This window comes from Apibacter sp. ESL0432 (genome assembly GCF_019469225.1).
GTDB lineage: Bacteria > Bacteroidota > Bacteroidia > Flavobacteriales > Weeksellaceae > Apibacter.
The window spans coordinates 598,936-623,259 of record NZ_CP048266.1; the positions used below are offsets into that span (position 1 = coordinate 598,936).

15 protein-coding genes, 1 tRNA gene and 1 riboswitch are annotated in these 24,324 nt (G+C 30.9%); of the genes, 7 read left to right on the forward strand and 9 right to left on the reverse strand.

Annotated features, from left to right (window positions below):
- Window position 1 precedes the first annotated feature (1 nt).
- The 5 genes from GYM73_RS02515 (at window position 2) to GYM73_RS02535 (ending at window position 8,311) form a co-directional block, all read left to right on the forward strand.
- Complete coding sequence (locus GYM73_RS02515) at window positions 2-337, forward strand: DUF2149 domain-containing protein (protein ID WP_105296926.1); 336 nt, start codon at window positions 2-4, stop codon at window positions 335-337.
- Window positions 338-497: 160 nt separating this feature from the next.
- Window positions 498-3,029, forward strand: a complete 2,532-nt coding sequence (locus GYM73_RS02520; protein ID WP_220234049.1) for an ATP-dependent Clp protease ATP-binding subunit — start codon at window positions 498-500, stop codon at window positions 3,027-3,029.
- Between the two features lie 113 nt (window positions 3,030-3,142).
- A complete protein-coding gene (locus tag GYM73_RS02525) occupies window positions 3,143-4,291 on the forward strand; it encodes an MFS transporter (protein ID WP_220234050.1) in 1,149 nt (382 codons plus the stop codon).
- Window positions 4,292-4,367: 76 nt separating this feature from the next.
- Window positions 4,368-4,466, forward strand: a riboswitch (SAM riboswitch).
- Between the two features lie 107 nt (window positions 4,467-4,573).
- Entirely contained in the window at window positions 4,574-7,018 is a 2,445-nt protein-coding gene (locus tag GYM73_RS02530) for a TonB-dependent siderophore receptor (RefSeq protein WP_220234051.1), read from the forward strand.
- A 27-nt stretch (window positions 7,019-7,045) separates the two neighbouring features.
- A complete protein-coding gene (locus tag GYM73_RS02535) occupies window positions 7,046-8,311 on the forward strand; it encodes an APC family permease (protein WP_166005636.1) in 1,266 nt (421 codons plus the stop codon).
- A gap of 71 nt (window positions 8,312-8,382) precedes the next feature.
- Here GYM73_RS02535 and GYM73_RS02540 read toward each other — a convergent pair whose 3' ends face one another.
- From GYM73_RS02540 to GYM73_RS02575, 8 genes are all read right to left on the reverse strand, one after another.
- Entirely contained in the window at window positions 8,383-10,704 is a 2,322-nt protein-coding gene (locus tag GYM73_RS02540) for a C10 family peptidase (RefSeq protein ID WP_220234052.1), read from the reverse strand.
- A 371-nt stretch (window positions 10,705-11,075) separates the two neighbouring features.
- On the reverse strand, window positions 11,076-14,657 hold the full coding sequence (locus GYM73_RS02545) for a C10 family peptidase (protein WP_220234053.1): 3,582 nt from the start codon (window positions 14,655-14,657) through the stop codon (window positions 11,076-11,078).
- Window positions 14,658-15,950: 1,293 nt separating this feature from the next.
- Window positions 15,951-16,024, reverse strand: a tRNA-His gene (locus GYM73_RS02550).
- Between the two features lie 39 nt (window positions 16,025-16,063).
- Window positions 16,064-16,780 carry a bacillithiol biosynthesis deacetylase BshB1 gene (bshB1, locus tag GYM73_RS02555; protein ID WP_220234054.1) on the reverse strand — a complete coding sequence of 239 codons (717 nt, stop codon included), beginning with the start codon at window positions 16,778-16,780 and terminating at the stop codon, window positions 16,064-16,066.
- Between the two features lie 73 nt (window positions 16,781-16,853).
- A complete protein-coding gene (locus GYM73_RS02560; RefSeq protein ID WP_160566904.1) occupies window positions 16,854-17,168 on the reverse strand; it encodes a hypothetical protein in 315 nt (104 codons plus the stop codon).
- A gap of 133 nt (window positions 17,169-17,301) precedes the next feature.
- Window positions 17,302-17,553, reverse strand: a complete 252-nt coding sequence (locus tag GYM73_RS02565; RefSeq protein WP_220234055.1) for a type B 50S ribosomal protein L31 — start codon at window positions 17,551-17,553, stop codon at window positions 17,302-17,304.
- A 169-nt stretch (window positions 17,554-17,722) separates the two neighbouring features.
- Window positions 17,723-18,949, reverse strand: a complete 1,227-nt coding sequence (locus GYM73_RS02570) for an isocitrate dehydrogenase (NADP(+)) (protein ID WP_160543037.1) — start codon at window positions 18,947-18,949, stop codon at window positions 17,723-17,725.
- 224 nt (window positions 18,950-19,173) lie between these two features.
- Complete coding sequence (locus tag GYM73_RS02575; RefSeq protein ID WP_220234056.1) at window positions 19,174-20,829, reverse strand: fatty acid--CoA ligase; 1,656 nt, start codon at window positions 20,827-20,829, stop codon at window positions 19,174-19,176.
- A 353-nt stretch (window positions 20,830-21,182) separates the two neighbouring features.
- On the opposite strand from GYM73_RS02575, the gene GYM73_RS02580 reads away from it, so the two are divergent.
- Window positions 21,183-21,722 carry a TetR/AcrR family transcriptional regulator gene (locus GYM73_RS02580; protein ID WP_220234057.1) on the forward strand — a complete coding sequence of 180 codons (540 nt, stop codon included), beginning with the start codon at window positions 21,183-21,185 and terminating at the stop codon, window positions 21,720-21,722.
- On the forward strand, window positions 21,719-22,234 hold the full coding sequence (locus GYM73_RS02585) for an HPP family protein (protein ID WP_166005643.1): 516 nt from the start codon (window positions 21,719-21,721) through the stop codon (window positions 22,232-22,234). The genes GYM73_RS02580 and GYM73_RS02585 overlap by 4 nt, the downstream gene beginning before the upstream one ends.
- A gap of 52 nt (window positions 22,235-22,286) precedes the next feature.
- Here GYM73_RS02585 and feoB read toward each other — a convergent pair whose 3' ends face one another.
- The gene (gene feoB / locus GYM73_RS02590; protein WP_220234058.1) at window positions 22,287-24,317 is read right to left on the reverse strand and encodes a ferrous iron transport protein B; all 2,031 of its coding nucleotides are present in this window, start codon (window positions 24,315-24,317) and stop codon (window positions 22,287-22,289) included.
- Window positions 24,318-24,324: the final 7 nt, after the last annotated feature.

The window sequence follows — 24,324 nt, forward strand, 5'->3', positions numbered from 1 at the left end:
AATGAAAAGGCGAAGAAGAATTAACAGATTTCTAAAAGAAGAAGATACCGATCCGCTTAGTGTCATCGTAAACCTATTTGATGTAGCTATGGTTTTTGCCGTTGCTCTTATGGTTGCCATGGTTATGAATTTAAATATGGGTGAAGTATTTTCCAATGAAGATTTTACCGTTGTTAAAAATCCGGGAAAAGAAGATATGGAAATAATAACCAAAGAAGGAAATAAAATAAACAAGTATACCCCGTCCCAAGAGAAATCCACAGGTAAAAAAGGGAAAAAAGTGGGGATAGCTTATGAACTGGAAAATGGAGAAATAATATACGTACCCGAGAAATAGTTCCGACATTATATGATATTTTAAAATAATAGAGTACATTTATCAGAAAAAAATATTTTACTTTATCAAGGAATATGACAAAATAACCGATAAGTAAAGTGGCATGATAAATGCAAGATTCAAATCGTAAAATATTAATATATAGAACAGTAAGTCATACATGGACGAAAATTTTTCACAACAAGTAAAAGATGTAATAAGCTTCAGCAATGAAGAAGTATTACGATTAGGTAATGACCATATAGGGACGGAACATCTTGTACTGGGTATCTTACGTGAAGGTAACAGCAAAGCTATTACCATACTTCAAAGTTTAAATGTTGATTTAGGTGACTTAAGGAGAAAAATTGAAAATCTTAATAAACCTGAAATAAGTATAAAAGTAGACAGGAATCGCATCCCGTTTACTAAAGCTGCCGAAAGAGCTTTAAAAACAAGTTTTTTAGAAGCTAAGCTTTTTAGAAGCCCGGAAATAGAAACCATACATTTATTGATATGTATCTTGAGGATAGAAAGCGATCCGGTAACCCAACTTTTCAAAAAGTATAATATCGATGCTAACATCCTTAAAGAAGAATATAGATTTCAGTTTCAAGAAGATTTTACAGAACAACCCACCAATGAATTTTCTGAAGAAGAAGGAATTAGTGAAGGAAATCAATACGAAGCACCTAAAGGAAGCAGATCCAACCCATCGAAAAGCAGAACACCGGTATTAGATAATTTCGGTAGAGATTTAACCACCGCTGCACTCGAAGGTCGTTTAGATCCGGTAGTAGGAAGGGAAAAAGAAATTGAAAGAGTATCTCAGATATTGAGCAGAAGAAAAAAGAATAATCCTTTGTTAATAGGAGAGCCCGGAGTCGGTAAATCAGCCATTGCAGAAGGCCTCGCTTTACGAATTGTTCAAAAAAAGGTCTCTCGTGTTTTATACAACAAACGAGTAGTTACCTTAGATGTAGCCGGACTGGTTGCAGGTACTAAATATAGAGGACAATTTGAAGAAAGAATGAAAGCCATCATGAATGAGCTTGAAAAAAATTCGGATATTATTCTCTTTATTGATGAAATCCATACCATAGTAGGAGCCGGAGGAGCCACAGGCTCTTTAGATGCTTCCAATATGTTCAAACCGGCATTAGCAAGAGGAGAGATACAATGCATCGGAGCGACTACTTTGGATGAATATAGGCAATATATTGAAAAAGACGGCGCCCTAGAAAGACGATTTCAAAAAGTAATGGTAGAACAAACTTCTCCAGAAGAAACCATTATCATATTAAATCAAATTAAAGATAAATACGAAGAACATCATAATGTAACTTATACCGAGGAGGCAATTAAAGCTTGTGTAAATCTTACTACAAGATATATTACCGACCGATATTTGCCGGATAAAGCGATTGATGCGCTCGATGAAGCGGGATCAAGAGTCCATATCAAAAATATCAAAGTTCCAAAGGAAATAGTTAACTATGAGAAAGAATTAGAAAAAATCAGAGCTGAAAAGACTAAGGTAATTAAAAGCCAAAAGTATGAAGAAGCTGCAAAATTAAGAGATACCGAAAAAGAGATTGAAACTAAATTAGCGAATGCACAAAGAGAATGGGAAAAATCTTCAAGAGAACATCGGGAGATTGTTACCGAAGATAATGTTGCAGAGGTAGTTTCAATGATGAGCGGTGTACCTGTACAAAGAGTTGCAGAAGGAGAGCTTAAAAAACTTGCTCAAATGAAAGATTTGATGAAAGGTAAAATTATCGGTCAGGACGAAGCGGTCAACAAAGTTGTAAAAGCCATTCAGAGAAATCGTGCCGGATTAAAAGATCCTAACAGGCCTATAGGTACATTTATATTCTTAGGAGCAACCGGAGTTGGAAAAACTCAATTAGCAAAAGTTATTGCCAGAGAATTATTTGATTCAGATGATGCTCTCATTAGAATAGATATGAGTGAATATATGGAAAAATTTGCCGTATCTAGATTAGTAGGAGCTCCTCCGGGATATGTAGGATATGAAGAAGGAGGTCAATTGACAGAATCCGTAAGAAGAAAACCATATGCTGTAATCCTCTTAGATGAAATTGAAAAAGCACATCCGGATGTATTTAATATCCTTTTGCAAATTTTAGATGACGGACATGTTACGGATAGTTTGGGAAGAAAAATAGATTTTAGAAATACAATAATCATTTTAACTTCCAATATCGGAACTCGTGAACTCAAAGAATTCGGTGACGGTGTTGGATTTGGAACTTCTGCCAAAAAATCATCTTCCGATATAAGAGCAAAATCTACTCTTGAAAACGCTTTAAAGAGAACATTTGCTCCTGAATTTCTAAATAGGATCGATGATGTTATCATCTTTAATAATTTGGAAAAGGAAGATATATCTAAAATTATAGATTTAGAATTGAAAAATGTGTACGATAGAATTGCTAAAATTGGATATGAAGTAGAATTATCTCCGGAAGCTAAAGAATTCATCATTGAAAAAGGATGGGACAAAAATTTCGGTGCACGTCAGCTTAAACGAGCGATCCAGAAATATGTGAAAGATGTGATCGCTGAAGAAATTATCAATTCATCGATACATGACGGAGACCATCTCTATATTGGATTAAATAAAGAAAAAGACAGTACGGAAATTAAAATACGGGAGGTTGAAAAAGAATCTCCGACAAAAGATTAAAAAGATAATTAATGAAGAGCCTGTTTGATTGAATCAAGCAGGCTTTTTTATGTTATAAATACGCGGAGTTAATGATAAATGAATAATCCAATAAAAATCCGAGAGAATTACTAATGATAAACAAAAAACATTTGCCCAGAATGGCCGTAACCCTTTTATTTTTTTTCTTTGGAGGCAGTTCCGCGACTTGGGCTTCACGAATTCCAACGATTAAATTATCGATGAATGTTTCCGATTCCAATTGGGGATTGGTTTTACTATTTTTATCCATCGGAACACTTATTACGTTACCTTTTGCGGGTAATTTAATAAAAAAGCTGGGAAGCAAAAAATCAACCCTTACATTTATCATTCTTTACTTTATATTTTTAATCGGAATTGGATTTTGTGGAAAATTGTGGCAATTGAAACTCAATTTAATAGCCTACGGGGCCATAGGTAATTTAACCAATATAGCTATAAATACACAAGCTGTTAATGTGTCAAAATCCTATAAAGGCCAAATAATAGGCTCCATGCACGGTACTTGGAGCATTGGAGGTTTTTTTGCTTCTTGGTTAGGAGCAGTAATGATTGCTAAAAACATACCACCTTCTGAGCATTTTATTTTATATTCTTCCATAGGAATTCTGGTTTCCCTTTGGTTATTCAGATACTTGTTGCCGGATGAAGCCAAAGAAGAACCAATGGAATTACCGAAAAAATCAAAATTTATCAGAGTTGATAAAAATCTTATTGTCTTAGGATTTCTAGCTTTTTTTGCTATGGTTTCTGAAGGAACGATGACCGATTGGTCCAATGAATATATGAGGAATATAGTGAATGCCGATAAAAAATATATCGGATATGGATTGACTGCCTATATGGCAGCCATGGCTTGCGGACGATTCATTTCTGATTTTATAGTTCGAAAATTCGGTTCAAAAATTACGTTGATCATCAGCGGGTCTTTAATTTTTATAGGTATGGTCTGTGCTGTTCTATTTCCAACATTACTAACTACACTTCTTTCGTTCGTTATTGTTGGACTGGGAATATCTGCAGTCGTGCCCTTAGTCTATACCTTAGCGGGAAATTCAAAAACTGCTTCGCCCGAACAAGCGCTTACAGTTATTACCAGCATTGGTTTTATCGGTTTTTTTCTAGGCCCTCCTTGCATTGGTTTTTTAGCTGAAAAATTTTCATTACAAATATCCTTTACTTTCATTTCCTTGTTTGGAATAGGAATAATTTTCTTGGTAAGATTTTTTAAGATAAAGTAAATATATTTCTTTATCTTAGAGGTAAAATAATATAATATAAAATTATTTTATTATGAAAATTATGGTATATTTACATCACTTATCAAGAAAGGTGGAGGGACTGGCCCTGTGAAACCTTGGCAACCGGCCTGCTTAGGCTTGGTGCTAATTCCAGCCCTGAGGGGAAAGATGAGTGATTCGCGAGTTGTGAGTGTGTTGAGTTGTGAATAATTTCTTTTTTCCTTTCTGGTTTTTCTTGATACAGTTTTAATTAAATATAATTTACTAACTGTAAGAAAGATAATGAAAAAAGTTTCTTTGTTAATGGTAAGTTTAATTTTAGAATTTACCAATTATGTGGATGCTCAAGAAAAACGAGCCGTAGATTCCCTTGATCTTGAAGAGATTGTTGTAGTCGGTGGCAGAAGTTCAGAACGAACCAAAGTAAATTCTCCCGTTGCCATAGATGTAATAGATGTCAGGAAAATAGAAAAGGCATCTCCTCAATTAACCGTTAACGACTTATTAAATTATTTAGTACCTTCATTCAATTCTGTTCGCCAATCTTCTTCCGATGGAACGGAACATATTGATCCGGCTACCTTGAGAGGTATGGGTCCCGATCAGGTTCTGGTATTAGTGAATGGAAAAAGACGGCATACTACCTCATTAGTCAACTATCAAAATACAGTAGGTAACGGATCTGTGGGTACAGATTTAAGTGCCATACCCGTTTCAGCAATAGAAAAAATAGAGGTTTTGAGAGATGGAGCGGCAGCTCAATACGGTTCGGATGCCATTGCCGGTGTAATTAATATTATTTTAAAAAAGAATGAGGGCGGCTCGGCATCCATCACCTATGGATTAACCAATAGAAATGACGGGGAAACTTACAATTTTAGCGGAAATTACGGGGCTAAATTAGGAGATAAAGGAGGAAGTATCAATCTTTCTTTTGTAGTCAGCCAAAGAAATAAAACCAATCGTTCTTATGATAATAATCTGGACAAGTTTGGCGATAACTTTGCATATGATTTTGCACCGGATCCCGATCAGGCCAGAATAAACGATGAAAAAATTATGGCAGAAATGGGTTTAACCCAAAAAGATTTCCGTTTCAGGGCAGGAGATGCTCAAATTAAAAATCAACAGTTTTTTATAAATTCCATTTATCCATTATCCGAAAAGTATGAGTTCTACTCATTCGGCGGAGCAAGTTTAAGACAAGGAGAAGGAGCTGAATTCCGAAGACTTCCCAGTGAAAAAACTAATGTAGTTAAAGAGCTTTATCCGATAGGATTTCAACCTTTATTAAAATCCACTATTTATGATATTTCTAACTCTACGGGAATAAGATATATGCATAATAATTGGATGGTAGATATAAGTAATACCTTTGGAGAAAACCTCTTTAATTATAAGGCTACGCATACAAACAACGCCTCGTTGGGCATACATTCTCCAACGGAATTTAAAGCCGGGGGACATGAGTTTATGCAAAATATTATCAATCTGGATATTTCTAAAAAAATAAATACACTTCTTTCCATTGCCTTCGGAGGAGAATTTAAATACGAACAATATAGAATAAAGGCCGGAGAAGAAGGATCATGGATGCGTTACGATAAATTTGGTAATCCGGCAACAGCATCTACCCTTCCTACCGATATACTGGGAGAGGGGGGTGCTCAAGGTTTTATAGGATTTTCTCCTGAAAATGCGTTAAAAGAGGACAGAAATAATGCATCCAGTTATGCGGATGTTGCATTTAAAAAAGGAAAATTTTCCGGTGATTTGGCAGGAAGATATGAGCATTATTCCGATTTTGGTAATTCTTGGATAGGAAAGTTGGCGGTGCGTTATGAATATGTAAACGGATTTGCTGTAAGGGGAGCTTTCAGTAATGGATTCAGAGCCCCTTCTCTGCAACAGCAGTATTTTAATAATTCTTTTTCCAGTATCTCATCGTCGGGATCAGGAGTTGTTTCTAAAGGTATATTTAGAAATGACAGTCCTTTGGCAAAAGCTTTAGGTATTGATAAACTTAAAGAAGAAAAATCTATAAATGCGAGTGCCGGTTTAACATTTAAACCTTCTAAAAAAATATATGTAACGGTTGATGCTTACTATATCAAAGTTAAAGATCGTATTGTACTCACGAGTGAATTTGTTAATGCAAAAGTAGAATCTTATGGAGTGGAAGGAGCACGATTTTTTACTAATGCTGTGGATACGGAAACGAAAGGTATTGATATAGTGGCCACATATAAAGTTGGTTTAGGAAGGGGAAATCTGGATATAAGTTTATCAGGAAACTATACAGAAACAGAAATTGTTGATTATCATTTTCCCAAAGTTTTTGAAGGAGACAGAAATGAATATTTCGGTCCCGATCAAACAAATATAATTGAATCTTTAAGTCCAAAAGCAAAGGCAACTTTAGGCTTCAATTATTCAGTTTCGAAATGGAATTTATTAGTAAGAAATACCTATTTCGGTAAAGTTACGAGAGATGGTTACCCATACGGTTCGGTACAACATCACGATCCAAAATTAGTAACCGATTTTAGTATCAGTTATTCCATAAGAAAAGATTTAATACTAACGATGGGCGGAAATAATATTTTTGATGTCTTTCCGGATAAGCAAATCTATGAAAATTCTTATTATAATGTTTTCAAGTATGCACCGGTACAGATGGGTACAACCGGAGCTAATTGGTTTACTAAGCTTTCTATGAATTTCTAAAATTAGACTTATATATTTAATATAAATATGAAAAAAATAGGCTGGAAGACAGCAACTGCCATAGTCATATCCAATATGGTAGGAACGGGAGTGTTTACAAGTTTAGGATATCAAGTTCCGGAATTACACAATACGTTTACCATTATTCTTTTATGGACAATCGGAGGAATACTGGCTTTAATAGGTGCTTTTATCTACGCGGAATTGGGAGCTCATTTTAAGCAATCGGGAGGAGATTATATTTATCTTTCTCGAACTTATCATCCTATCATGGGTTACATCACCAGTTGGGTATCGCTTATAGTTGGCTTCTCCGGGCCAATTGCTTTAGCAGCATTGGCTATGGCTAAATATTTGGGTTTTGAAAATGAAAGAAGTACAGCTATTCTCATTATCATTATTATTGCTGTATTTCAATGTTTCAGCTTAAAGGTAAGCAGTCGTTTTCAAAATATATTTGCCGTTCTTAAGGTAGCATTCATTGTAGTACTGATTTTAATTGGAATTTCAATAAGTCCGTCTCCTACTAATGCATTATTATGGGATAATTCTTGGACTCATGAAATCATCGTTCCGGCTTTTGCCAGTTCTTTGGTATTTGTAACCTACGCCTATACCGGTTGGAATTCTGCCTCATATATTGTTGAAGAAATTGAAAAGCCAAAAGTTAATCTTCCCAAAGCGTTGATAATAGGAACTGTTTTTGTAACAGTAAGTTATGTGTTGGTAAATTTTGTTTTTTTAAAACATGCTTCAATCGAACAAATGGAAGGAAAAGAAGACATTGCCAATATCGCATTTACCAATATTTTAGGCGTTCGGGGAGTAAAATGGATAAGTTATTTGATTGCATTGCAATTAGTTTCAACAATTAGTGGCTATTTGTGGGTTGGATCGAGAGTAACCCAGGCAACAGCAAAAGAAAATCATCTTTGGAGTTATTTAGGTAAAGAAAATAAAAACCGAATACCTATTTGGGCTGTAGTTGCTCATACTCTTATCAGTATACTAATAATATTGAGTGGTAAATTTGAAGAAATTTTTATTTATACAGCATTTGTACTTCAGCTTCTTTCAACGGCTGCCGTGAGTACTTCTTTATTTATTAAGAAAAAAGATCGGGTACTTTTCAAAGGAAATATTTTTTTACTAATGCCCGTTATCTTTTTACTTTTCAGCTTTTATATTTTGTATTTTACTTTTGTCAACCATCCTCGGGAGAGTATTATTGGATTAGGAATCATAGGAGCCGGTATGACCCTTTATTTTTTTGATAAAAAAAGAGTTGATTGAAAATATCAATTTAATGAATATATAAAAAACCGAAAGATTTGTCTTTCGGTTTTTTAACGTAATTCTTAAGTTTATTTTTTTATGAATTTGTAATTCTTTCCTAAAATTTTTATAATATAAAGATTGGGCTGTAGATCAGAGACATTTATAGAAATTTTGTCTTCAATTAAAAGTCGTACATTTTTAACTAGTTTTCCACTATTATCAAATATAGTTAATGTTATAAATTTTTGAATATTTGAAGGAACACCTTTTATATTAAGTGTTTCATGAGCGGGATTAGGATATATGATTATGTTATTGTTATCAGTAATTTTATCATTGAACATTTGATTTACGATTAAATCATAGCATTTATTTTCAAGAAAAGCATCTTTATATCCTTTAACCATTATGTAATATGTTCCGGGAATTAAATTTATTTGAAATTGATCTTTATTATTCTCCGTATTCGTGCTACGGGTAATATAATTCTTTGAAGAATCATATAAAGCTAAAGTATAATTTTCAGAAAAGTTTTTAAGAATAATTTCGATAGTAGATTTTTTATAAATTGAAAATTTATAATAATCTAAATCATAACTGGAGCCAAGTGCAGCTGAATATAAAGTATTGATGTTTATAGGATATGCAGTTTCAAACGAATCATTAGGTTCGTAATTAGCTGCACAATTAGTAGAAGTACGGAATGAGTTTTCTTCAAAATTGGAACTGATAGAGGCAGAATAATTGGCTTTTACTCTCCAATTATAAGTGGTATTTGCATTTAATTTTGAGAGAAGAAAAAATGTATTTGTCGTTGCAATGGCAGCTGTTGTCCAGGTTGACTCTAAAGATGATTTATATTCAACGGTATAATTTGAAACCCCGGGCATTTCATCCCATTTTAAAATAGCGCTGTTGCTAGTAATATCGTAAGCACTCAGATGGGTAGGAGTTGGATAAATTAAGGTATTGAATGTAGACTGAGCATAATTGGAACTGTTTGAAGTATAGCAATTTGCTTTTACTCTCCAACTATATGAGGTATTTGGTTTTAATCCTGTAAGGGTGTATAAGGTGTCGTTTGATTCAAGGGTTTTAGTATTCCAATTTTCTTCTTTATTTGTTTTATATTCAATAGTATAACTTAGAATTCCCGGTATATTATTCCATTTTAATACGACACCAGTTGAAGATATATTCGAAGTAGTGAGACCCGAAGGTATAGAACAAGTATAATTAATAGGGTGTATATTTATTATTGCACTTTGATTGGATTTATATCCTGCCGGTTCAGATAATTGAAAGTATCCATCTGCATAACCGCCCCAACCAAAATTAAAATGAATGAGGTTGTTACTATCAATTCCATCAGCAATAAAGGTATGTGCTCCTTGCCTGTTGCTTCCTTTATAAAACACAGGATAATTTTTTATTAGCTGATCCTTAATTAGTTTTATCCACTCGAAATTACTATAATTTCCTTTATTAACCATTTTTACATCCGAACTGTATTGAAAGTAATTTTTCAATGCTTTTAAAACTGAGTTATTAAATGCCCCCGAACTGTTAGGTCCGTAAATCATATTAACCGATATACCGGTGTGAAGCATTAATGTGGCAACTGCATCGATTTGTTGCGTGGTGGATGTAAGGGAAAGGGAAGTAGGCATATTATTCCATAAATAGGTAGTGTTAGCAAAATCAGCTGTTAATGTTTTACCTTTCCAATCATAATAAGTATTTTGAATCTTATAGGTATTAGAGCTTTTACCTTTGACAGGGTAATTCCAATATTTCATAATTTGGGCCATAGTGGTAGCCACACAACCCGTTAGACAAGATTGGTTTTCATAAGTTTTGGGTACCAACTTATTATAAAATGTATTTTGACTCCACTTTGTTGTAATCAAAGGATCTTTTGTTAAAGGAATTTCATTGTATTTATGATTCATTTTAGATAAAGGCATTTCTTTTCTATAAAGTAAAGCGTCCCATTCTTCTTTTATTAAAGATCTTTCTTTATCCTCGCCGATTTTTTTTATTTTACTTTTTCTTAAATATTCGTTTGCTGATTGGTATTCTCTAAGAAAGTATAAAAATTCGGGCGATTGATTTCCTTCCGGGTTAAGAGTTGTATCAAATGAATAAGCTAGAATTGGGTGGTTTTCACTTTGTGAAGAAATTATTATAAAACCATTTAAGCTTTTAAAAATGTAGAAACCATCGTATTTTTTATCAAAACGATTGGTAATATTAATTAATTTATTGTGGTTTGAATTTTTTAACTGAATCCTTTGATTTAAAAAATTATTGGCTACAATACGGGCAGTTTTTTCAGAAATATCTTGACTATAAAATGTGTAAGATATAAATATAGCTATAATTAAAATAGAATATTTTAATCTCATCGGAATTGTTTTTTAGTGTTTAAATAATGAAGTAAAATTGTAATTACTATAAATTTATTATTCTAATAACCGTATACTGTTTGGTATAGAATATATGGTTGAATGGAGTGAAAAGATTTTGATGTAATTTTTTTAAATTAAAATAATTACATACTAGGAAAAAATAAATTTATTAAGATAAAACATAAGCTTTTTAAGTTTTTTAGGTTACTATATATCAAATTTACTAAATTATAATAAATAATGTGTAAAAATGATAATATAAAGTTTACTATTCATTATTCTTTTTGCATATCTAATTTATGAATATGATTTGCATAAAAAAACCGAAAGATTGATCTTTCGGTTCTTTTTTAATTAAAATTAAAAACTCATTTTTTAATGAATTTGTAATTTTGCCCCTGAATTTGTAAGAAATAAATATTCGGAGGGAGGTCTGAAACATTTACAAGTATATTATCGTCAACTTTAGATTGCAAAATTTTCACAACACGCGCATTTCTGTCAACTATTGTTAATGTAATAAGTTTTCCTTTTTCCAGTATATTTAAACCTTTTATATTTATAGCATCATGAACAGGATTAGGATATACGATAACGGAATTCTCAGGATTGTCAAATTCAACTGAATTCTTGGCAGGGACATAATTAACACTTAGATTATAACATTTGCCCGGCTCATATGCGCCATTTTTACCATAAACATATACATAATAAATGCCTTTATTTAAATTTTTAATATCAATAATTTCTTTGGTAGTTCCGCTGTTAGTACTACTTCCTATTTCTCTTTTTAAATTATCATAAAGTTTAAGGTCATAATCATTAGGTAAATTTTCTAAAACAACCAAAAGATCAGATTTTTCACCGATATATATTTTATAATAATCATCATCAGTTGAAGAACTTATATCAGAAGAATAGGTCAAGATATTTCTTATTGTATAAGCAGAATCAAAGGTGTTATTAGGCTCATAATTACCCTTACATAATGAATTACTGCTTTCTGTTTGAACTTCTAAATTATAACAAAAAGTAGTATCATAGGCACCTTCATATCCATATACGTATACATAATAATTACCGGCAGGTAAATTTTCAGCTACAATTTTTTCATTTATTGTACCCTTATTTGAACTGCTGTCAATTTCATCACCTACTTCATCAAGAAGTTTTAAATCATAGTTTTTAGGTAAATTTTGAAGTAAAACCGTTATGTCTGATGTTTCACTGATTGTAAATTTATAGTAATCTTTATCTGTTGGAGAACCAATACCGGCTTCGTATACGGTATTCAGATTTATTGGAGTTGCTTTTTCTAACGAATCATTAGATTCAAAATTATTAACACATGGAGAATCTGTTGCGATCGTTTCTACTAATAAGTCATAACATTGAGTAGCATTAAATGCGTTATCAATTCCTTCAACCAATATATAATAAGTTCCGGGATCTAAATTGTCTAGATTAATAGTTTCATCGCTTAGATCTTCATTATAACTTCTTCCTATTTCTCTTTTAGACGAATCATAAACTTTCAATTCATATTTATTAGCTATATTTTGAAGAGTAACCGAGATGTTAGATTTATTATCTAAAATAAATTTATAATAATCAAGATCATTAGGAATACTTATTCCTGCTGAATATGTATTATCAGTTTTAATATGAATGGCATGTTCAAATGAATCATTGGGTTCATAATTATTAATACAAGAATGTCTGGATGTATCAGTATCAATTAAAAGTCTGTAACATTCTATTGGATTTAATTTACCTGTTATTTCAATGTAATAGGTACCTGAAGGAAGATCTTCAATATGAATTACTTTGTTATTGGGTTCATCAAATACTCCTTTAGCTACAAATTTTTTAGATGAATCATATAAATTGAATTCATAACCAAAATAAATATTTTGAAGACTTATATTAACATTAGAAGTTTCTTTTAATGTAAATTTATAATAGTCCAAGTCTCTAGAAGATCCAATAGCCGCATAGTAAGTGGTAAGAACATCAATTGGATAAGCTTCTTCAAAAGATTCATTGGGTTCATAATTAGTACTGCATGTAGGAGCAGCAGGTCCGGAATTGAACGTTAATTCATAACATTCTGACTCATCATATACATCATTATAACCAGATACTTTTAAATAATAGGTACCGGGTAAAAGATTTTCAATTTTAATTCTTTCTCTTGACTCGTTACCAGCAATACTCTTCCCAATTACTTTAAAATAACGATTATATAATGTTATATCATAATCCTTATTGAATTTATTCATTATTACTATTAAATTTGAATTAGTAGTAAAAACAATTTTGTAGTAATCAACATCACCAGGATATCCTATACCTGCATAGTAAGTAGAATCAGAATTTATTAAATAAGCATCAGCAAAAGAATTATTAGGTTCGTAATTATTAACGCAAGCAGATGAAGTAGGGTGTTCAGAGATACTAGTTTGAAAAGTTGTTTCTGCAAAGTTATTTGTATTAGAATAATTAGCAGCGCAATTGGCTGCTACTCTTGCAGTATATGTTGTATTTGCCTTTAAATTTACTAATTCAAGAGAAGATCCTGTAGCTTTATCATTAGCAACAGTCCAATTAGAATCACCACTCGATTTATATTCAATCTTATAACTTTTAAATCTAATATCATTATTCCAATTAAGAGTGGCACTGTTGGATGATATGTTTGATGTTGAAAGACTTGAAGGTGGAACGCAATAAGTATCTGAAGGATAGATATTTATTACTATCATTTGGCTGGATGAATAACCGTGAAGATCATTAATATAATAATATCCGTTAGCCTCTCCTGCCCATCCTAAATTAAGATGTACATAATTATTTGAATCATATCCGTCAGCTATATATGCATGTTCAGCACCCGGGCCTATAGATGAAAAATAAACAGGGAATCCTTGTGAAATTTGATCTTTAATAATATTTAACCATTCCTCATCTGAATTAAAATCGGATCTGTTTTTTAATTCAATATTTGAGCTGTATTTAAAATATTTTTTTAAAGCATTGGGAACTTTTTCACTATGAGCACCTGATCCAATTGGTCCATACATCATATTAACGGAAATTCCGGTATGAGACAAGAGTGTAGCCACCGCATCGATCTCCTCTTCAGTAGAACTTCCTGAAAGCGAGTTAGGCATCTTACTCCATTGATAGTTTGTTTTTTGAAAATTAGCACTTAACTTTTTCCATTTCCAATTATAGAAATAATAAAAATAAGAGGAAGGAATTCGATAAGTTACAGAATCATTTCCTGTAGCAGGATAATCCCAATATTTCATTATTTGTCCTAAAGCTGTTGCAGCAGAACCCGTAAATGTGGGTTGCCCTTCATAGGTTATCGGAGTTTTTTTGTTATATAAAGGAGCTTGATCCCAATTGGTTTTTATCAATGGAGCAATCGAATCCGGAATTATAGCATTAACCGATGGCTTTTTTAATAATTGTGTATAATTTGGAAATTCATTATCGGAAAGTAAAGCATCCCATTCTTTTTTTATTTGTTCCTGATCTTTACTATTAGATTTTTTTAAAGAGTTTTTTCTAAGATTTGAATTGGTATACTGATAGTTATTTAAAATATTTAAGAATTCTGGAGAAGTCTTTTTATTTGTTGGTATGGATGAGTTTAAAGAATAAGCTAAAATCGGATGATTTGCGCTTTCAGCGGATACAATACAGAATCCGTTTCCATTCTCCACTTTGAATACATAAAAACCATCATATTTTTTATCAAAAGTTGATGTAATGTTTGTTAATTTGAATTGTTTCGATAATCTTTTTAAAGGATCTTTAGCTTTCAATTTTAAAAAATTGTTAGCTACTCTTTGAGCAGTTCTTTCTGAAATATCTTGTGCTTGAGAAACACTAAATATAATGAAAGCTGTAATAAAGAGCAACGGTTTAAAATTTATCATAATCAGAGTTTAGGTTAAATTAGTAAATAAAATAATGTTGAGTTTATATTGTATAACAAGTATTCTTACTATTTTATTCAAGATAAAATAATGAAAATATTAGGGATCAAAATACCTTATTATTTAATAAAAAGGTATAAATGCTTAAAATATAATTTATTAAATCTTAATTATTTCATTTCATTTATATATATTTTGGTTAACATAATTCAAATATATAAAAATTATTTATATTATAACAAAATACTATAAACATATAATATATTTATGTTGATAAAAATAAATTAACTTTTTATCAATAGTAATTATATTATTAAGATTTGATACGTAATTAATGTTTTTACTTTATATATTAATAATATTTCTAACATACTATTAGATATAATGAATTTCAAAAAAATATATTTTATGTTTATAAGGAATAATGAAAAGATTAAAGAAAAGTGATTATTGATATAATATAATTTATGATTTAATTTATGTATTATTAGGTAAAAAAATCTGATATTTAAAGTTTAATTTGATTTTATGATATAAATAGTAAAAGTATTTAATCATATTGATTACTTTATAGTTTAAAAAAAATATATATAATAATTAATTTTTGAGAAAGATAAGAGGATTAAAATTTAATATATATAGTGTAAGATTATTTTTAATTGTAAACCTATTGACCAAATAAATTAAATTCAATTATAATTATGACAACATTAGTTTACAATTGATTAATAAGGTTTTTCTAAAATTAAAAAGTTCGATTATAAACCAAAAAGATTGAAGCATATGAATATTTAATTTTTTAAAGATAAAAAAATGGCGTTTAAATTTTGAGAATAAAAGAACACTGTGATTTAATTAAATTTTTATTAAATGATCTTGTGAGTAAAAATATTCTAATAAATAAAAAAAGCCCTGTTATATCAGAACTAATTCATAATTATAATATAAAAATATTAAAATTAATAGAAGAATTTAAAAGTAACTAAAATAAAAGATAAAAAATAATATTTATATTTTTTATTAATCAATAAAGTATTTTTTGAAACAATTATTCAACTAAAGGGGGCAATGGAATTTATAAGATAGATAAACATTATGAATATTGATTTATTTATAATTTTATTAGATATTGAAATTTTATGAATTCAGATTTTTTTGGAACAATAAAAAAGAAGTAATTTATGAAAACTTTATTCTTTATTAAATTTAAAAACAAAATAGAAATTGTAATAATATGTAAATCAGAAATATAAAAAAAACCTAAAATTCATATAAGCAAATTTTAGGTTTTAGGGTGGCCAATGGGTCTCGAACCCACGACCTTCGGAACCACAATCCGACGCTCTAACCAACTGAGCTATGGCCACCGTTTTGGGAATGCAAATATATGAATAGATTTCATATTATCAAACAAAATTTTCAAAATCTTTCAGACCAATCCATTTTTGAGAAGTAAAGCCTTCGCCAGCATCACAGCCTATTAACCTACCCAAATTTTCTGCTCTGTATATAATACTTTTTTTAAAATTAATGGAGGTAATAGGTGTATTAGGTTCTAATGAATTCGGATCATAAAACTGTGTTTTATAGGCCAAACAAGCTTCTATTTTTTTATCTAAAAAATGAGATATATCAATTATAAAATCCGGTTTTTCTTCATTCCATTGAATATAATTGAATATATGTTTAGGTCTCCAAGTATCTTGTGTAACCCCATTATAACTTGTTTGTATTTTTAATAATCCGGATAGAAAACAGGCATCATAAACAAGCTTAGCAGCTTTCCCATGATCTGGATGTCTATCATTTACCGCATTAGCTAAAACAATATCCGGTTTATATTTTCTTATAATTTTAATTAATTCGATTTGATGAGTATCATCATTTTTAAAAAAACCATCTCTGAATTTTAAGTTTTCACGATAAGCAATCGAAAGTATTTTACCGGCTTCTTCGGCTTCGGCTTTTCTGGTAATCGCTGTTCCCCTTGTCCCTAATTCACCTTCCGACAGATCTAATATTCCCACTTTTTTATTTTCAGAAATCATTTTGGCCAGAGTTCCTCCACACCCTAGTTCAACATCATCAGGATGGGCGCCTATGGCTAATATATCTAATTTCATTGGTCAAATTTTAAGTTAAAAAAACTCCAGTAAGTCATTACTGAAGTTTTAAAGTTTGGTATATAAAATTTTTTTACAGTTCAGATTTTACTTTGGACATAAGTTTTTCAATTCTTGCCTTTATATCTGTATTATCAGAAATTTGCCAGGCACTTATGGTAAATGTATTCCCTTTTGTTCTGATCATAAGACCATAATCAGGATTATTTGAAGTCCAAATTCCGGGTGAAGAAGCAGAGCCAAATTCTTGTTGAATCAAAGCTTCCACTTTCTGTACTTTTTCATTGGTAGATTGTATTTCTTCTCTATATTTATATTTTTCTTGAGAATAACCAAATATAGAAGAAAAGGTCATTGTTACTAATAAAATTAAAATTTTAGCATTCATAATATGTTGTTTTAATAAGGCAGAAACCTAAATTACTATTCTTTCCATCAATATTTATGCCAAAAAGATAAAAAAATATACCCATGGTATTACTACTATGGGTATATTTAATTTTTATAATAGTATTACTATATTACTTTTTATAATTTTTGTATTTGTTAAAGAATTTATCAACTCTACCTGCAGTATCAACCAATTTAATTTTTCCTGTATAAAAAGGGTGAGAAGAACTTGAAATCTCCATCTTAACTAAAGGATATTCTACTCCTTCATATTCAATTGTATCTTTTGTTTCTGCAGTAGATTTACATAAAAATACCTCGTCGTTGCTCATATCTTTAAAAACAACTAATCTATAGTTATCCGGATGAATGTCTTTTTTCATTTCTCTAAAAATTTGAGTTGCAAAATTACAATTTTATTTCTAAATAATCAAGAATACTTAGGAAAAAAATATGAGATTCTTCATATTAGAAAAATGTGTTAATATTTAGTCACACAAGTAGTTGATTAATAAGATAAATATATTTGTGTGACAGATTAAAAATACTTGATTATTTAACTAATTTATTTTTTAATCCTTTGTCAATAGCATCTAGAAAATCTTCAGTATTAAGATAATCTTCTCTGGTCATTTGTTTACCTTTTACTAGTAAAGCAAGGTCTTTGGTCATTTTACCTCCTTCAACAGTTTCAATACAAACCTTTTCCAGCGTTTCTGCAAAATTGACAACATCCGGAGTATGATCTAATTTACCGCGATGCATTAAGCCTCTGGTCCATGCAAAGATAGAAGCTATGGGATTGGTAGAAGTTTCTTTACCTTCTTGATATAATCTATAATGTCGGGTAACAGTACCATGAGCCGCCTCTGCTTCAACGGTTTTGCCATCCGGTGTAACCAAAACAGAAGTCATCAAGCCTAAAGAACCAAAACCTTGAGCAACAGTGTCTGACTGCACGTCACCATCATAATTTTTACAAGCCCATACAAAGCCTCCGTTCCATTTCATGGCACAAGCTACCATGTCATCAATTAGACGATGTTCATAAGTAATTCCCAGTTCTTCAAATTTAGATTGATAATGATCTTCATATATTTTCTGAAAGATATCTTTAAATCTTCCGTCATAAGCTTTTAAAATGGTATTTTTAGTGGACAGATATAAAGGCCATTTTTTAGTTAATGCCATTTGAAATGAAGAATGCGCAAACCCTTCAATAGATTCATCGGTGTTATACATGGACATTGCAACTCCGTCATCTTTAAAATCAAAGACTTCCCAAGTTTGAGGTTCACCGTTTTCAGGTGTGAAGGTCATGGTTAATTTACCGGGACCTTTAGTTACCACATCCGTTGCTTTATATTGGTCTCCAAAAGCATGGCGGCCAATTACAATGGGTTGCGTCCATCCTTGCACATATCTCGGAACGTTATTCATAATAATAGGTTCTCTAAAAACTGTTCCTCCAACAATATTACGAATGGTGCCATTAGGCGATTTCCACATTTTTTTTAAGTTAAATTCTTTAACACGAGCTTCATCAGGAGTAATAGTAGCACATTTTACGGCAACATTATATTTTTTAGTTGCTTCTGCAGAGTCTATAGTAACTTGATCGTTAGTTTTATCTCTGTTTTCAATACCTAAATCAAAGTATTTCAGATCTATATCTAAATAGGGGAGAATGAGTTTGTCCTTAATGAACTTCCATATAATTCTTGTCATTTCATCTCCGTCCATTTCAACAACCGGATTAAGTACTTTTATTTTTTGCATGATAACTATTGATTTGTATCAAATATAACAATACTTACCTCAGTAAAACAAATATTTAACCTAATTTTAGTTTAATATAATGAATAAAGATCTTTATGGCACACTTATGTTTAATCGAAGAGTTTGGTAAGGATCTTTAAACAGTAAAGTCTAAAAATGAAAAAGGTTAATAATTACCATTTATTAACCTTTTTATTTTACTAAAAAAATAGATTTTTAAACTCTTATAAATTTTCTACAAATTGTTTTCTGATTAGTTTTTTATTTAATTTTCCCACACTGGTTTTGGGGATTTCTGAAACAAATTTTATATTTTGAGGTATAGCCCATTTACTCAATATTCCGGATTCCGTATATTGTTTTAAATAATCTTTTAATTCATCATGAGTTAACGTCATATTCGGTTTTAAAACAATAAATGCACAAGGCTTTTCACTCCATTTTTCGTCCGGGATTCCAATTACGGCGGTTTCAGCCACAGATTCATGTCCGGTAATAATATTTTCTAATTGAACAGAAGAAATCCACTCACCTCCACTTTTGATAATATCTTTTATTCTATCTGTAATATTTATAGAATTATTTGAATTTATGGTAGCTACGTCTCCTGTATGTAAATATTGTTCACTCCATAATTCGTTTCCTCTTTCTTCGTCTTTAAAATAACCTTGAGTTAGCCAGGGCGCTCGAATAATGATTTCCCCTTGTTCTACATCATTATTTTGGATATGGTTTCCTTGTTCATTGATAATTTTTACGGTTGTAAAAAGAACAGGAGTTCCGGTTCTGATTCTCATTTCAGATTGTTCATCTATATCTAAATTTTTATATTTAGGATCTATGTGAGTTAACGTTATAATTGGACAAGTTTCGGACATCCCGTATCCTGACATAATATCAATATTTTTTTCAAGAGCATTTTTTGCTAACTTTTTGGTTAAAGAAGCTCCACCAATAATAACTTTCCATCCGTTAAAATCAATATCTTTAGTTTCATTGCTCTCTAAAATCATTTGCAAAATAGTAGGTACACAATGAGAGAATGTTGGTTTTTCTTTTGTGAAAATATCAATAAATCCGGTTAAATTAAATTTTCCGGGATATATTTGCTTTAATGAAAAGGTGGTTGCAAGATAAGGAAATCCCCATGCATGAACATGAAACATCGGTGTTAACGGTAAATACACATCATTGGAATTTAAACGACATGCAATTGAACCGGAAAATCCAAAACTGGCTGCCGTATTGTAGGTATGAAGCACCAATTGTCTATGGGTAAAATATACGCCTTTAGGATTGCCCGTTGTACCTGTAGTATAAAATGTTGTGGCAACTGCATCTTCATCAAACTCTTCGAATTCATATGAATCAGAAGCTTCAGCCATCAATTGTTCGTATTCTCCGGTAATACTTAAATTTTCAGAAGTTATTATAGTATCATCATCTTTACAAATGATTAAATATTTTAAAGAGGGCATATCTCCTGCAAATTTTTCCAAAATAGGAAGAAAATCTGCGTGAGCAATGATAACTAAATCTTCAGCATGATTAATAGTATAATGAATTTGCTCAGGAGACAATCTCCAATTAATCATATGAAGAACATTTCCGGTCATAGGAATAGCAAAATAAGATTCGAGATATCGATGACTGTCATAATCCATTACGGCAATGGTTTCGCCTCCGTCTATCCCAAGATTTCTTAACATATTGGCATATCGTTGAACTCGTTTTTTGAATTCTCGATAATTATATCTGGAAATATCTTTGTAAATAATTTCATTATCAGGATTTAAAGTAGTACAATAATCATATAATCCTTTAATGAGCAGAGGAGACTTGTGAGCATTTTTTACAGAGTTAATTTTTTTAAATATCATCTTAAATTATTAAATATGCGCTAATTTACAAAATATAATATTTTATGCTAATGGTTTTTATTATAAATCATATTAATGCTGTTTTAATAGTAGAATTATAGCACAATTTCTAATTAATATAAATATTTGAGCTTGTATATAGATATTGCTTGATGAATTAATAATTATAATTAATTTATTGAATTACATATCTGTTTTGTATAAGAGTAATAAAGCGGAGTAACTACATGCGTTATCATTATGCTGGTTTATATATTTTATAAACGTGAGTAAACTTTGTTGGTATTAATGTATTTAATAAAAATATACAGACAAGTATGTCTATATCTGAAAATTTATTTTATCTTTGTTAAATGGAATTAAAAAATAAGCCCCCCAGAGAAAGAATAGTATACGTAGCATCAAAATTATTTCATCAGCAAGGATACAATGCTACAGGAATCAATGAAATCATTGAAAAAGCCAAGGTTGCAAAAGCCAGTTTTTATCAACATTTTAAATCAAAAGAAAATTTAGCTCTTGAATATTTAGAAGTGCGTCATAAAACCTGGTTTGAAGGATTAAAACGTTTTACTGAAGAAAAAACAACCCCGAAAGAAAAAGTACTATCAGCTTTTGATTATTTAGAACAAATGAATGAAAAAGAAAATTTTCGTGGTTGTTGCTTTCTGAACATGCTATCAGAAATACAACCGGATAATGTTCGCATTTTAAGTGTGATACAAAAACATAAAACAGAACTGCAGAATTTTTTTATTGATATAATAGGTGAGGAAAATGACGCCTTCATTATTTATATGTTTTTTGAAGCATGTATGATCGATAGTCAAGTTTATAGAACACAGAAACTTATAGAGAAAACAAAAAATAACGTCAAAAATTTAATGAAATGAATAGTAAAAAATATCTATCAAAATTTATAAGTAGAGAACGAAGTCCTCTTAAAGTTGATTTTAATTTTTCAATTTTATCGGGAATTGGAGGGTGTTTAGCAATTATGTGTATAGCCTTATTAACAAAATCAACCTCAATTCCTTTTATTATGGCACCTTTCGGCGCAACCTGTGTATTGGCATTTGGTGTACCTGAAAGTCCACTGTCTCAACCTAGAAATATTATTGGTGGACATATTTTATCTTCAATTATGGGTTTAATTGTATCGATGGTATTAAAAAATGAATGGTATTCCCTATCACTGGGAGTTGGATTAGCTATATTTGTTATGCAAATAACGAAGACTACTCATCCGCCGGCAGGAGCAGATCCGCTTATTATTATTACCGGAGGAGTAAAGTGGAACTTTTTAATTAATCCGGTTTTATCAGGAGCAATCGTGTTGGTGATTATTGCATTACTATTCAACAATCTGAGCAAAAAAAGAAAATATCCTAAATTTTGGATTTAATTAATTTATGTAGTGATTAAGTTGAAGAAAGTTCGTAAAAAATATTTAAAATTTATTTTAAGAGCTGATAAGCAAGTAAAGCTATTAAATAGGCTATGCCCGTCATAAAAAATAATTGAATGGTCGGCCATCTCCACGAATTTGTTTCTTTTCTAACAACAGCCAAGGTACTGACGCATTGCATGGCAAAAGCATAGAACAATAAAATGGAAATGCCTGTCGCTAAATTAAATGTTGGCTTCATCGTATTGTGGTTAATATCCTTTCTCATTAGTTCTTTTAATTTAAGATTTTCACTGCCATCATCTTCCAAACTGTATATGGAAGCAATCGTTCCGACAAAAACTTCTCTGGCTGCAAATGAAGAAAGAATACCAATATCAATTTTCCAGTCATACCCTAAAGGTTTAAAAACCGGTTCAATTATTTTTCCGAAATTTCCTAAATAAGAATTTTCTAAAGGAACATCTGCCAGATAATTTGTTTTACCATTTTCGTCTATCTTTCCAAATTTTCCTAATGCCCAAAGTATGACACTTACAGCAACGATGATTTTACCGGCATTAGCTATAAAGCTCAATGATTTTTCAAATAAACCGTAAAATACATTTCTCCAAAAAGGAACTTTATAATTCGGCATATCCAAAATAAGATAGCTTTTATAGTTAGATTTTATTAATTTGTTGGCAATGGATGCACTTATAAAAACCATTATGACTCCCAATAAGTACATAATCATCATAACAATACCCTGTAAATTAATGATTCCATTTCCTTTAGGGATAACTAAAGCGATGATAATTGAGTATACAGGTAGGCGAGCCGAGCAGGTTATAAATGGTGTAACCAAAATTGTAATTAATCGTTCCTTTGTATTTTCAATATTTCGTGCCGACATTATTGCAGGAATAGCACAAGCGGCACCGGATAATAAAGGAACAACACTTTTTCCGTTCAGTCCAACAGGTCGGAACCAACGATCCATCAAAAATACAACTCTAGCCATATAACCGCTTTCTTCCATAATCAACAGAAAGAAAAATAAAATTGCAATTTGAGGGACAAATACAGCAACTCCACTGATACCGGGAATTATACCTTGCGTAATGAGCTCCGATAGTGGTCCGTTCGGTAAATAGGCTTCGAGAAGTTCACTAGTATTAGCAAATAGAGTTTCAATCCAATCTTGAGGATAGCCTGACAAAAAAAATAAGGCTTGAAAAATTAAAAATAAGATTGAAAAAAATAAAAAATATCCCCAAAAATGATGCGTTGCAATTTTATCGAATTTGTTCGTGAAAGTCTGATAGTTTGGATCTTTATAGACCACTTTTTCTACAAGATCGTCAATTTGGCGATGCCTTAAAATAGTTTCTTTAAGTTGAAGCCTTTTAGGAATCAACTTATACTTATTTATAATTTCCGATACATTTTCACGATACGCACTCGGGATGTTGTTCGTTTTTGTTTGAGCCAAGAAAAGCCAAGCGAGGTAGTCATCAATTTCAAATTTATTGGATAATTCTCTTACCGGTTTTTCAAATTCTTTAGGATATTGAAAAGTTTCGAACGATTCATTGACAAAACCATTATATATAATTTCTTTTAATTCATCAATACCTTTACCTTTCCTGGAACTAACAAGCACAACAGGAGTAGAGAAATAATCGGCTAAATTTTTGTCTCGAATTAGAATTCCTTCTTTTTCAATATTGTCAATTTGATTAATAACTAAAATAGTAGGAATTTTTAAATCTTTGATTTGTTCATACAGAAATAAACTTCTTTTCATATTATGAACATCGGCCACTACTATAATAATATCAGGATAGTAAGGATTATCAGGATTGGCAAGAATTGTTAATACCACCTCTTCATCAGCAGAAGAAGGACAAAGACTGTATACCCCGGGAAGGTCAATTAGCCTATAGTCAGTATCTTTATAAGTAAGCTTACCTTCTTTTTTTTCAACGGTAATACCCGGATAATTTCCGGTTTTTTGATGTAATCCGCTTAGTTGATTAAAAAGTGTTGTTTTTCCGGCATTTGGATTTCCTATGAGAGCAATAGTTTTAATACTCATTGTTTTT

Bases quoted from the DNA above. Each gene is read 5' to 3' on its own strand.
- GYM73_RS02580 (WP_220234057.1), top strand. From the start codon at position 21,183: ATGGAATTAAAAAATAAGCCCCCCAGAGAAAGAATAGTATACGTAGCA.
- GYM73_RS02520 (WP_220234049.1), top strand. From the start codon at position 498: ATGGACGAAAATTTTTCACAACAAGTAAAAGATGTAATAAGCTTCAGC.
- GYM73_RS02535 (WP_166005636.1), top strand. From the start codon at position 7,046: ATGAAAAAAATAGGCTGGAAGACAGCAACTGCCATAGTCATATCCAAT.
- GYM73_RS02540 (WP_220234052.1), bottom strand. From the start codon at position 10,704: ATGAGATTAAAATATTCTATTTTAATTATAGCTATATTTATATCTTAC.
- bshB1 (WP_220234054.1), bottom strand. From the start codon at position 16,780: ATGAAATTAGATATATTAGCCATAGGCGCCCATCCTGATGATGTTGAA.
- GYM73_RS02530 (WP_220234051.1), top strand. From the start codon at position 4,574: ATGAAAAAAGTTTCTTTGTTAATGGTAAGTTTAATTTTAGAATTTACC.
- GYM73_RS02575 (WP_220234056.1), bottom strand. From the start codon at position 20,829: ATGATATTTAAAAAAATTAACTCTGTAAAAAATGCTCACAAGTCTCCT.
- GYM73_RS02525 (WP_220234050.1), top strand. From the start codon at position 3,143: ATGATAAACAAAAAACATTTGCCCAGAATGGCCGTAACCCTTTTATTT.
- GYM73_RS02565 (WP_220234055.1), bottom strand. From the start codon at position 17,553: ATGAAAAAAGACATTCATCCGGATAACTATAGATTAGTTGTTTTTAAA.
- GYM73_RS02545 (WP_220234053.1), bottom strand. From the start codon at position 14,657: ATGATAAATTTTAAACCGTTGCTCTTTATTACAGCTTTCATTATATTT.
- GYM73_RS02570 (WP_160543037.1), bottom strand. From the start codon at position 18,949: ATGCAAAAAATAAAAGTACTTAATCCGGTTGTTGAAATGGACGGAGAT.
- feoB (WP_220234058.1), bottom strand. From the start codon at position 24,317: ATGAGTATTAAAACTATTGCTCTCATAGGAAATCCAAATGCCGGAAAA.
- GYM73_RS02585 (WP_166005643.1), top strand. From the start codon at position 21,719: ATGAATAGTAAAAAATATCTATCAAAATTTATAAGTAGAGAACGAAGT.
- GYM73_RS02515 (WP_105296926.1), top strand. From the start codon at position 2: ATGAAAAGGCGAAGAAGAATTAACAGATTTCTAAAAGAAGAAGATACC.
- GYM73_RS02560 (WP_160566904.1), bottom strand. From the start codon at position 17,168: ATGAATGCTAAAATTTTAATTTTATTAGTAACAATGACCTTTTCTTCT.